The sequence below is a fragment of the Pseudomonas sp. S31 genome (assembly GCF_016648105.1).
In the GTDB taxonomy this organism is placed as follows: Bacteria; Pseudomonadota; Gammaproteobacteria; order Pseudomonadales; family Pseudomonadaceae; genus Aquipseudomonas.
The window spans coordinates 18,310-30,133 of record NZ_JACVVE010000014.1; the positions used below are offsets into that span (position 1 = coordinate 18,310).

General features: G+C 64.9%; 9 protein-coding genes. 8 read left to right on the forward strand and 1 reads right to left on the reverse strand.

All coding sequences use genetic code 11. The features are described 5' to 3' along the window. Nucleotides 1–34 precede the first annotated feature (34 nt). Entirely contained in the window at nt 35–1,291 is a 1,257-nt protein-coding gene (gene icd, locus IAE37_RS12540) for an NADP-dependent isocitrate dehydrogenase (RefSeq protein ID WP_201174041.1), read from the reverse strand. 426 nt (nt 1,292–1,717) lie between these two features. On the opposite strand from icd, the gene IAE37_RS12545 reads away from it, so the two are divergent. The 8 genes from IAE37_RS12545 to IAE37_RS12580 all read left to right on the forward strand — a co-directional run bounded on the left by IAE37_RS12545 (nt 1,718) and on the right by IAE37_RS12580 (nt 11,792). Next, on the forward strand, nt 1,718–3,943 hold the full coding sequence (locus IAE37_RS12545) for an NADP-dependent isocitrate dehydrogenase (protein ID WP_201174044.1): 2,226 nt from the start codon (nt 1,718–1,720) through the stop codon (nt 3,941–3,943). 196 nt (nt 3,944–4,139) lie between these two features. Next, nucleotides 4,140–4,580 (forward strand): NUDIX hydrolase, encoded by a 441-nt coding sequence (locus tag IAE37_RS12550; RefSeq protein ID WP_201174047.1) that lies wholly within the window; start codon nt 4,140–4,142, stop codon nt 4,578–4,580. 59 nt (nt 4,581–4,639) lie between these two features. After that, a complete protein-coding gene (mnmA, locus tag IAE37_RS12555) occupies nt 4,640–5,764 on the forward strand; it encodes a tRNA 2-thiouridine(34) synthase MnmA (RefSeq protein WP_201174050.1) in 1,125 nt (374 codons plus the stop codon). Beyond that, entirely contained in the window at nt 5,761–6,387 is a 627-nt protein-coding gene (hflD, locus tag IAE37_RS12560; RefSeq protein WP_201174052.1) for a high frequency lysogenization protein HflD, read from the forward strand. Before mnmA ends, hflD begins: the two co-directional genes overlap by 4 nt. 201 nt (nt 6,388–6,588) lie before the next feature. After that, nucleotides 6,589–7,959 (forward strand): adenylosuccinate lyase, encoded by a 1,371-nt coding sequence (gene purB, locus IAE37_RS12565; protein ID WP_201174055.1) that lies wholly within the window; start codon nt 6,589–6,591, stop codon nt 7,957–7,959. A gap of 81 nt (nt 7,960–8,040) precedes the next feature. After that, nucleotides 8,041–9,207, forward strand: a complete 1,167-nt coding sequence (locus tag IAE37_RS12570) for a ribosomal protein uL16 3-hydroxylase (protein ID WP_201174057.1) — start codon at nt 8,041–8,043, stop codon at nt 9,205–9,207. Further along, nucleotides 9,200–9,628 carry a GNAT family N-acetyltransferase gene (locus tag IAE37_RS12575; protein WP_201174059.1) on the forward strand — a complete coding sequence of 143 codons (429 nt, stop codon included), beginning with the start codon at nt 9,200–9,202 and terminating at the stop codon, nt 9,626–9,628. Before IAE37_RS12570 ends, IAE37_RS12575 begins: the two co-directional genes overlap by 8 nt. 199 nt (nt 9,629–9,827) lie before the next feature. Continuing rightward, nucleotides 9,828–11,792: a DNA topoisomerase III gene (locus IAE37_RS12580; protein ID WP_201174245.1), complete on the forward strand. Its 1,965-nt coding sequence runs from the start codon at nt 9,828–9,830 to the stop codon at nt 11,790–11,792. Nucleotides 11,793–11,824 lie beyond the last annotated feature (32 nt).

The window sequence follows — 11,824 nt, forward strand, 5'->3', positions numbered from 1 at the left end:
CTCCTCTTTACGAGGCGGCCGTTTCGTCGTGTCCTTACATGTGCTTGATCATCGCTTCACCGAAGCCTGAACTGCTCACCAGCGTGGCGCCGTCCATCAGGCGCTCGAAGTCGTAGGTGACGGTCTTGGCGCCGATGGCCCCGTTGGTGCCCTTGATGATCAGGTCGGCGGCTTCGGTCCAGCCCATGTGCCGCAGCATCATCTCGGCCGAGAGGATCACCGACCCTGGGTTGACCTTGTCCTGGCCGGCGTACTTGGGCGCGGTGCCGTGGGTGGCCTCGAACATGGCCACGGTATCGGACAGGTTGGCCCCTGGCGCGATGCCGATGCCGCCAACCTCCGCCGCCAGGGCATCGGACAGGTAGTCGCCATTGAGGTTGAGGGTGGCGATCACATCGTATTCGGCCGGGCGCAGCAAGATCTGCTGGAGCATGGCGTCGGCGATGGCATCCTTGACCACTACCTCGCGGCCGCTTTTCGGGTTCTTGAACTTCATCCAAGGCCCGCCATCGAGCAGTTCGGCGCCGAATTCGTCGCGCGCCACTTCATAGCCCCAGTCCTTGAAGGCCCCCTCGGTGAACTTCATGATGTTGCCCTTGTGCACCAGCGTCAGCGACTCGCGGTCGTTGTCCACCACATACTGCAAGGCCTTGCGCACCAGGCGCTTGGTGCCTTCGCGGGAGACCGGCTTGACGCCGATGCCGCAGTCCTGGTCGAAACGGATCTTGGTGACGCCCATTTCCTCCTTGAGGAACCTGATCACCTTGTCGGCTTCCGGCGAGCCGGCCTTCCACTCGATACCGGCATAAATGTCCTCGGAGTTTTCGCGGAAGATCACCATGTCGACATCGCCAGGCTTCTTGACCGGGCTCGGCACCCCCTGAAACCACAGCACCGGGCGCAGGCAGACATACAGATCGAGCTGCTGGCGCAGGGCCACGTTGAGCGAGCGAATGCCGCCACCGACCGGGGTGGTCAACGGCCCCTTGATCGACACCACGTAGTCGCGCACGGCATCGAGCGTCTCCTGTGGCAGCCAGGTGTCCTGGTCGTACACCTGGGTGGCCTTTTCCCCGGCGTACACCTCCATCCAGGCGATCTTGCGCTTGCCGCCGTAGGCCTTGTGCACGGCGGCATCGACGACCTTGATCATCACCGGCGAAACGTCCACCCCGATGCCGTCGCCCTCGATGAAGGGAATGATCGGGTTGTCGGGAACGTTGAGCGAGTGGTCGGCATTGACGGTGATCTTGCTACCGTCGGTCGGAACCTTGATTTTCTGGTATCCCATGGTGCACTACTCCGCTTGCGGGTCGTGGTTGGACTTCATGCGATGCAATCAGCCTAAACCACATCCACGGCCCTGCAAGCCCTGCGACAACCGACCACATTGCCCCTACTTCTTTGGTCTTATAAATGGGCCGATGTCACTTCGCCTTGCTGAATAGCCCGATTGGTTTGATATACTGCGCCGCGACCGTAGGGTCATCGGGGCGAACCCTTGGAAAAATGCGGCTCGCCCTTGGCCAGAATGGCAACTAAGCCTGGCCGCCAAGCCTGGTCTGTTACCGCAGCCCAGCAATTGACGCTCGACTGATGCATCCACCATCACCGCTCGCAGCCTCTCGACTTTCCGCTCATGGCGCTGCCTGGGCGATGCGCCTACCCTGCGCACCTCGAGACTCGAGCACGCTCAGCACATAGAGAGTTAACCCGCATGCCCACCCGTTCCAAGATCATCTATACCTTCACCGACGAAGCCCCTGCCCTCGCCACCTACTCGCTGCTGCCGATCATCGAAGCCTTCACCGCTTCGGCTGACATCGCCGTCGAAACTCGCGACATCTCCCTGGCTGGCCGTATCCTCGCGGCTTTCCCGGAGCAACTGGGCGCAGAGAAGCAAGTAGGCGATCACCTGGCGGAACTGGGCCAGCTGGCTACCACCCCTGAAGCCAACATCATCAAGCTGCCTAACATCAGCGCCTCGGTACCGCAGCTCAAGGCCGCGATCAAGGAACTGCAAGGCAAGGGCTTCAACATCCCTGACTACGCCGACGAGCCGAGCAGCGCCGAGGAAAAAGAATCCCGCGCCCGCTACGACCGCATCAAGGGCAGCGCCGTCAACCCGGTCCTGCGCGAAGGCAACTCCGACCGCCGCGCTCCGCTGTCGGTCAAGAACTACGCTCGCAAGCACCCGCACAAGATGGGCGCCTGGGCCGCCGACTCCAAGTCGCACGTTGCCCACATGACCCAAGGCGACTTCTACGGCAGCGAGAAAGCCGCCCTGATCGAGGCTGACGACAGCCTGCGCATCGAACTGGTCGAAGCCAACGGCACCACCTCCGTGCTGAAGGAAAAGACCGCAGTCAAGGCCGCCGAGGTCATCGACTGCGCCACCATGAGCCGCAAGGCCCTGAAAGCCTTCATCGCCGAGCAGATCGCCGATGCCAAGGCCTCCGGCGTGCTGCTGTCGGTGCACCTGAAAGCCACCATGATGAAGGTCTCCGACCCGATCATGTTCGGCGTCATCGTCGAAGAGTTCTACAACGACGTGCTGGCCAAGCACGCCGCCGCACTGGCCGAAGTGGGCTTCAACGCCAACAACGGCATCGGCGACCTGTACGCCCGCATCAAGGACCTGCCAGCCGACAAGCAGGCCGAGATCGAAGCCGACATCCAGGCCCTGTACGCCCAGCGTCCGGCCCTGGCCATGGTCAATTCCGACAAAGGCATCACCAACCTGCACGTGCCGAGCGACGTCATCGTCGACGCCTCGATGCCAGCGATGATCCGTGACTCGGGCAAAATGTGGAACACCGCCGGTGAACTGCAGGACGCCAAGGCCGTCATCCCGGACCGCTGCTACGCCGGTATCTACCAGGCCACCATCGAAGACTGCAAGGTCAACGGTGCCTTCGACCCGACCACCATGGGCAGCGTGCCGAACGTTGGCCTGATGGCGCAGAAGGCCGAAGAGTATGGCTCCCACGACAAGACCTTCCAGATCAAGGCCGACGGCGTCGTGCGTGTGGTCGACAGCAAGGGCAAGGTCCTGCTGGAGCAGAACGTCGAAGCCGGTGACATCTTCCGCATGTGCCAGACCAAGGACGCGCCGATCCAGGACTGGGTCAAGCTGGCCGTCAACCGTGCCCGCCTGAGCAACACCCCGGCGGTGTTCTGGCTGGACCCGGCTCGCGCCCACGACGGCGTGATGATCGAGAAGGTGCAGAAGTACCTGAAGGACCACGACACCACCGGCCTGGACATCCGTGTCCTGGCACCGGTCGAGGCCATCAAGTTCTCCCTGGCCCGCATCCGCGAAGGCAAGGACACCATCTCGGTGACCGGCAACGTGCTGCGCGACTACCTGACCGACCTGTTCCCGATCATGGAGCTGGGCACCAGCGCCAAGATGCTGTCGATCGTCCCGCTGATGAACGGCGGTGGCCTGTTCGAGACCGGTGCTGGTGGTTCGGCGCCCAAGCACGTGCAGCAGCTGGTCGAAGAGAACTTCCTGCGTTGGGACTCGCTGGGTGAATTCCTGGCCCTGGCCGCTTCCCTGGAGCACCTGGGCAACACCTACGACAACCCGCGCGCCAAGGTCCTGGCCAACACCCTGGACCAAGCAACCGGCAAGTTCCTCGACACCAACAAGTCGCCTTCGCGCAAAGTCGGCGGCATCGACAACCGCGGCAGCCACTTCTACCTGACCCTGTACTGGGCCCAGGCCCTGGCTGCCCAGAGCGACGACGCCGCCCTGCAGGCACGCTTCGCCCCGCTGGCCAAGACCCTGAGCGAGAACGAGGAGACCATCGTCGCCGAGCTCAACGCTGTCCAGGGCAAGCCGGCCGACATCGGCGGCTACTACGCGCCGGATGCCGAGCTGACCGCCAAGGTGATGCGCCCGAGCCAGACCCTGAACAGCGCCATTGCCGCACTGTAAGGTTCGCTTGAAGTAACAGCACAAACCCCGGCCACGCACCGGGGTTTGTGCTTTCTGCATAGATGATTTCCAGCGCCTCTGTAGGAGCGGCGGTTCGCCGCTGCGATTTACCCGCGAATGCGTCAGGGGATTCATCATCGCATTCGCGGGTAAACCCGCTCCTACAGGGTGCGCGTAAGCCCTGATGGAGCTGCTCATGACCTGGCAACCGCACATCACCGTCGCCACCATCGTCGAACACGAGGGCAAGTTCCTCTTCGTCGAGGAATTCAAGGCCGGCCAGCACGTCTTCAACCAACCCGCCGGCCACCTCGAAGCCAACGAGACCCTGGCCCAGGCCGCCCTGCGCGAAACCCTCGAGGAAACCGCCTGGGAAGTCGAGCTGACCGGCCTGGTCGGCATCTACCTGTACACCGCGCCCAGCAACGGCGTGACCTACCAACGCATCTGCTTCGCCGCCCGCCCCCTGCGCCACCACCCCGACCTGGCGCTGGACAGCGATATCGTGCGCGCCGTCTGGCTGACCCGCGAAGCGCTGCTCGCCGACCCCGAGCGCTGGCGCAGCGAGCTGGTACCGCGCTGCCTCGACGACTACCTCCAAGGCCCGTTGCACAGCCTCGACCTGTTGCGCGACTGACGCGCGGGCGCGGGTTTGATAGAATCGGCGTTTTTCCCCCTTGATACTCAGCGGTAGCCATGACCAGCCCAGCACTCAAAGACCCCGCCAAGACCCGCGTCATCGTCGGCATGTCCGGCGGCGTGGACTCTTCCGTCTCCGCCCTCCTGCTCATCGAGCAGGGTTACCAGGTGGAAGGTCTGTTCATGAAGAACTGGGAAGAGGACGACGGCACCGAATACTGCACCGCCCGTGAAGACCTGGCCGACGCCCAGGCCGTGTGCGACCGCATCGGCATCAAGCTGCACACCGCCAACTTCGCCGCCGAGTACTGGGACAACGTGTTCGAGCACTTCCTCGAGGAATACAAGGCCGGCCGCACGCCGAACCCGGACATCCTCTGCAACCGCGAGATCAAGTTCAAGGCGTTCCTCGACTATGCCCTGTCGCTGGGTGCCGACCTGATCGCCACCGGCCACTATGTGCGCCGCCGCGACACCGGCGAGCTGACCGAGCTGCTCAAGGGCCTGGACCCGAACAAGGACCAGAGCTACTTCCTGCACGCCGTCGGCGGCAAGGAAATCGCCCGCACCCTGTTCCCGGTCGGCGAACTGGAAAAGCCCGAGGTACGCGCCATCGCCGAGAAACACGGCCTGGCCACGGCCAAGAAGAAGGACTCCACCGGCATCTGCTTCATCGGCGAGCGCCGCTTCAGCGACTTCCTCAAGCAGTACCTGCCAGCCCAGCCAGGCGACATCGAAACCACCGAGGGCGAAGTGATCGGCCGCCACCACGGCCTGATGTACCACACCATCGGCCAGCGCCAGGGCCTGGGCATCGGCGGCCTGAAGGATGCCGGCGACGAGCCGTGGTACGTGCTGCACAAGGACCTCACCCGCAACGTGCTGGTGGTCGGCCAGGGCAACGAACACCCATGGCTGTTCTCCCGCGCGCTGCTGGCCTCGGAAATCTTCTGGGTCAACCCGATCGACCTGAGCAGCCCGCGCCAGCTCACGGCCAAGGTGCGCTACCGCCAGGCCGACCAGCAGTGCACCCTGGAACGCACCGCAGGCGGCTACCGCGCCGTGTTCGACGAGCCGCAGCGCGCCGTGACCCCGGGCCAGTCGGTGGTGTTCTATGACGGCGAAGTGTGCCTGGGCGGCGGCGTGATCGAAACCGCCGAGCCATGGAGCCCTCGCGCATGAGCAACCTGCAGGAGCAGTTGATCGCCCTCGGCGGTGTGTTCCAGGCCGCCGTGCTGGTCGACCGCATCGCCCGCACCGGCCAGGCCAGCGAGGCCGACATCGGCTGCATGCTCGGCAGCCTGCTGGTGCGCGACCCCGACAACACCCTGCAGGTGTTCGGCGGTGACGATCTCAACCTGCGCGACGGCTACCGCGCCCTGGTCGGCGCCCTCGAACGCGACCCCAGCAGCCTGCAGCGCGAGCCGCTGCGCTACGCCCTGTCGATGCTCGGCCTGGAGCGCCAGCTGAACAAGCGCGGCGACCTGCTCGACACCATCGGCAACCGCCTGCCGCAGATCCAGTCCCAGGCCGAGCATTTCGGCCTGGTTCACGAAAACGTCATCGCTTCCAGCGGAGCCTTGTACCAGGACACCCTGAGCACCTTGCGCCAACGTATCCAGGTCCATGGCGACATGCGCTTCCTGCAGCAGGCCAGCAATGCCTCGAAGATCCGCGCCCTGCTGCTGGCCGGCATCCGCGCTGCGCGCCTGTGGCGGCAACTGGGCGGGCACCGCTGGCAACTGGTATTCAGCCGGCGCAAGCTGCTCAACGAACTGTACGACATGATGCGCGCGCCTTCCTGAAGATGCTATGCAGGCCCTGTAGGAGCGGGTTTACCCGCGAATGCGATGCTCGCCTCGCCGCCGCATTCGCGGGTAAACCCGCTCCTACAGGGCCCTCGACCTGCTGTTATAGGCCCGACCTTTGGTCAGCCACCCGACCCGGACGCATTTTTCATGTATGATATGCGCCCTTCCAAAAGCCTGACTGTCCGAGAACACCCCATGCAGCTCTCTTCGCTCACTGCGGTTTCCCCTGTAGACGGCCGCTACGCCGGCAAAACCCAGGCCTTGCGCCCCATTTTCAGCGAATACGGCCTGATCCGTTTCCGCGCCCTGGTCGAAGTGCGCTGGCTGCAGCGCCTGGCCGCCCACCCGCAGATTGGCGAAGTGCCGGCGTTCTCCGCCGAAGCCAACGCCCTGCTGGACACCCTGGCCACCGACTTCAAGCTCGAGCACGCCGAACGCGTCAAGGAAATCGAGCGCACCACCAACCACGACGTCAAGGCGATCGAATACCTCCTCAAGGAGCAGGCCGCCAAGCTGCCTGAGCTGGCCAAGGTCAGCGAGTTCATCCACTTCGCCTGCACCAGCGAGGACATCAACAACCTGTCCCACGCCCTGATGCTGCGCGCCGGCCGTGACGAAGTGCTGCTGCCGCTGATGCGCCAGATCGCCGACGCCATCCGCGCCCTGGCCCACGCCCACGCCGACGTGCCGATGCTCTCGCGCACCCACGGCCAGCCAGCGTCGCCGACCACCCTGGGCAAGGAACTGGCCAACGTCGTGTACCGCCTGGAGCGCCAGATCGCCCAGGTCGCGGCCGTACCGCTGCTGGGCAAGATCAACGGTGCCGTGGGCAACTACAACGCCCACCTGTCGGCCTACTCGCAGATCGACTGGGAGCAGAACGCCCGCGCCTTCATCGAAGACGAACTGGGCCTGGTGTTCAACCCGTACACCACCCAGATCGAGCCGCACGACTACATCGCCGAGCTGTTCGACGCGATCGCTCGCTTCAACACCATCCTCATCGACTTCGACCGTGACGTCTGGGGCTACATCTCGCTGGGCTACTTCAAGCAGAAGACCGTCGCCGGCGAAATCGGCTCCTCGACCATGCCGCACAAGGTCAACCCGATCGACTTCGAAAACTCCGAAGGTAACCTGGGCATCGCCAACGCGCTGTTCCAGCACCTGGCCAGCAAGCTGCCGATCTCGCGCTGGCAGCGCGACCTGACCGACTCCACCGTGCTGCGCAACCTCGGCGTCGGTTTCGCCCACAGCGTCATCGCCTACGAGGCCAGCCTCAAGGGTATCGGCAAGCTGGAAGTCAACGAAGCCCGTATCGCCGCCGACCTGGACGCCTGCTGGGAAGTTCTCGCCGAGCCGATCCAGACCGTCATGCGCCGCTTCAACATCGAGAACCCCTACGAGAAGCTCAAGGAGCTGACCCGTGGCAAGGGCATCACTCCTGAAGCGCTGCTGACCTTCATCGACGGTCTCGACATGCCTGCCGACGCCAAGGCCGAGCTCAAGCTGCTGACCCCCGCGACCTACATCGGTAACGCCGCGGCCCAGGCCAAACGCATCTAAGCTGAGCGTCGTGCTCAACGCCCGGCTTAGCCGGGCGTTTTTATTCCCGGACGAAAATTACGTTTTTTCAATAGGTTGAACATGAATCCTGATACTCCACTGCAGCTGCTCGGCGGCATCTCGGCCCGCGAATTCATGCGCGACTACTGGCAGAAGAAGCCCCTGCTGGTGCGCCAGGCCTTCCCGGACTTCATCAGCCCGATCGACCCCGACGAACTGGCCGGCCTGGCCCTGGAAGAGGAAGTCGAGTCGCGCCTGGTACTCGAGCATGGCGAGCACCCGTGGGAGCTGCGCCGCGGCCCGTTCACCGAAGACACCTTCGCCGAGCTGCCGGAGCAGGACTGGACCCTGCTGGTGCAGGCCGTCGACCAGTTCGTGCCGGAAGTCGCCGAGTTGCTGGAGCACTTCCGCTTCCTTCCGAGCTGGCGCATCGACGACGTGATGATCAGCTTCGCCGCCCCAGGTGGCAGCGTCGGTCCGCACTTCGACAACTACGACGTGTTCCTGCTGCAAGGCCACGGCAAGCGCAACTGGAAGATCGGCCAGATGTGCAACAGCGACAGCCCGCTGCTGGAGCATGCCGACCTGCGCATCCTCGCCGAATTCGAACAGAGCGGCGAGTGGACCCTGGAGCCGGGCGACATGCTCTACCTGCCACCGCGCCTGGCCCACTACGGCGTGGCCGAGGACGACTGCCTGACCTACTCGGTCGGCTTCCGCGCCCCGAGCGCCGCTGAAGTGCTGACCCACTTCACCGACTTCCTCGGCCAGTTCCTGCCTGACGAAGAGCGCTACAGCGACGCCGACGCCCAGCCGGTCAGCGACCCGCACCAGATCCAGCACGACGCCCTGGACCGCCTCAAGGCGTTGCTGGCCGAGCACATGGGTGACGAACGCCTGCTGCTGACCTGGTTCGGCCAGTTCATGACCGAACCGCGCTACCCCGAGCAGGTCACCGGTGAGGAGCTGAGCGAGGAAGAGCTGATCGACAGCCTGGAACAGGGCGCCATCCTGATCCGCAACCCGAGCGCGCGCATGGCCTGGTCGGAAGTCGACGACAACCTGCTGCTGTTCGCCAGCGGCCAGAGCCGTTTGCTGCCGGGCCATCTGCGCGATCTGCTGAAACTGATTTGCGCGGCCGACGCACTGCACATCGAAAACCTTGTAGAGTGGCTGGAAGACGAAGACGGCCTGACGCTGGTTTGCCAGCTGGTCAAACAAGGAAGCTTGGGATTTGCCAATGAATAAGATCAGCGTTCGCCTCGCCGACTGGCACAAGGACCACGCCGATATCCACCGTATCCGCAGTGCGGTATTCGTCGCCGAGCAGCATGTGCCACCGGAGCTGGAGTTCGATGCCGAGGACCCGACCGCCCTGCACTTCCTGGCTCTGGAAGGCGACTACCCGATCGGCACCGCCCGCCTGCTGCCCGACGGCACCATTGGCCGGGTCTCCGTGCTGCGCGACTGGCGTGGCCTGAAGGTCGGCGATGCGCTGATGAACGCGGTGATCCGCGAGGCGCAGGACCGCGACCTCAGCCAGCAGATGCTCAGCGCCCAGGTGCATGCCACGCCGTTCTACGAGCGGCTGGGCTTTCGCGTGGTGAGCGAGGAGTTCCTCGAGGCCGGCATCCCGCATGTGGACATGGTGCGCGAGTCCCGCGTCTGATCGGTAAGCTGTACTGGCCTCTTCGCGGGTAAACCGCTCCTACAGGCCTGTAGGAGCGGGTTTACCCGCGAAGAGGCCGGCACAGGTCCAGAAACATATCTCCAGCGAAAAACCTGTACATCCATCCAGATAAAGCTTGCCTGCGCGCCCCCGCTTGCGCATCCTTACGCCCATCACCCCCGATGAAGCGTTCCCGGCCATGCGCCTGTTCCTCTGCGAAAAACCCTCTCAGGCAAAAGACATCGCCAAGGTCCTCGGCGCCACCCGCAAGGCCGACGGCTGTTGGCAAGGCACCGATGTCTGCGTGACCTGGTGCATCGGCCACCTGCTCGAAACCGCCCCGCCCGACAGCTACGACGAACGCTACAAGCGCTGGAACCTCGCCGACCTGCCGATCATTCCGGAAAAATGGAAGATGCTGGTCAAGCCCAAGACCGCCAGCCAGTTCAAGGCAGTCAAGCGCCTGCTCGGCGAGGCGCGTGAGCTGGTGATCGCCACCGACGCCGATCGCGAAGGCGAGATGATCGCCCGCGAGCTGGTCGAACATTGTCGCTACCGTGGGCCGATCCAGCGCCTGTGGCTTTCGGCACTGGACGACGCCTCCATTCGCAAGGCCCTGGCGCGCCTGCTGCCTGGGCAGCAGACCTTCAGCCTCTACCACTCGGCGCTGGGACGCTCGCGCGCGGACTGGCTGATCGGCATGAACATGAGCCGCCTGTTCACCCTGCTCGGCCGTCAGTCCGGCTACCAGGGCGTGCTGCCAGTGGGCCGGGTGCAGACCCCGACCCTGCGCCTGGTGGTGGACCGCGACCGCAGCATCGCCGACTTCGTGCCGGTGCCGTTCTGGGCCATCGAGGTACAACTCGAACACGCAGGCCAGGCCTTCAATGCCCAATGGCGCGCCCCGGAAGATGCCTGTGACGACCAGGGCCGCTGCCTGAACCAGGCGCTGGCTCAGCAGGCCGCCGCCGACATCGGTCGCGCCGGTAGTGCCCAGGTACTGGAGGTCGCCACCGAACGCGTGCGCGAAGCCGCTCCCCTGCCCTTCGACCTCGGCACCCTGCAGGAGCTGTGCTCGAAGAAATTCGGCCTGGGCGCCCAGGAAACCCTCGACATCGCCCAGGCGCTGTACGAAACCCACAAGCTGATCACCTACCCGCGCAGCGACTGCGGCTACCTACCCCTGAGCCAACACGGCGAAGCGCCAGCCATCCTCGCTGCGCTACAGCGGGCCGACACCAGCCTGGCCCCGCTGCAGCCCTACCTCGAACCGCAGCGGCGCTCGCGGGCCTGGAACGACGCCAAGGTCAGCGCCCACCACGGCATCATCCCCACCGCCGCGGCGAGCGACCCGGCGCGCCTGCCATCCAAGCACAAGGCGGTGTACACCCTGATCCGCGCCCGCTACCTGGCGCAGTTCCTGCCCAACCACGAATACGACCGCACCCAGGCCGAGTTCGATTGCGCCGGCCACGCCCTGCGCGCCGTCGGCAAACAGATCGTCGAGCCCGGCTGGCGCCGTGCCTTGCCCGAGGCGCTGACCCCGGCCAAAGGTCGCGAAGCCGCCCCCGCGCAGGTTCTGCCGGCGCTGCGCAAGGGTGACGACTGCTCGGTGCGCGGGCTGCAGCTCAAGGACCTGTGGACGCAACCGCCCAAGCCGTTCACCGAGGGCGACCTGATCAAGGCCATGAAGAACGTCGCCAAGCTCGTGGACGACCCGCGCCTGAAGCAGAAACTCAAGGAAACCACCGGCATCGGCACCGAAGCGACCCGCGCCAGCATCATCCAGGGCCTGCTCGATCGCGGCTACCTGGTGAAGAACGGCAAGGCCCTGGCCGCCACTCCCGCCGCGTTCAGCCTGATCGACGCCGTACCACGAGCGATTGCCGACCCCGGTACCACCGCCATCTGGGAGCAGGCGCTGGACATGGTGCAGAGCGGTGAGATGAGCCTGGAGGAGTTCGTCACCCGCCAATCGGCGTGGATGGGCAAGCTGGTCGAGCGTTGCAGCGGCCTGCGCCTGAGCATCAGCGGGCCGGCGGTGGGCAAGGCGCCGGCCTGGAAGAAGAAGCGCCGGAGCGGCGGCAAGGGCAAGTCAGCCGGCGACGGCGCTAAGGCTGCGACAAGGAAGCCACGTCAGCCGCGGCGCAAGGCCGGCAGCTGACGACGCGCCCGGGGCGAGCAAGCTTTGAACGC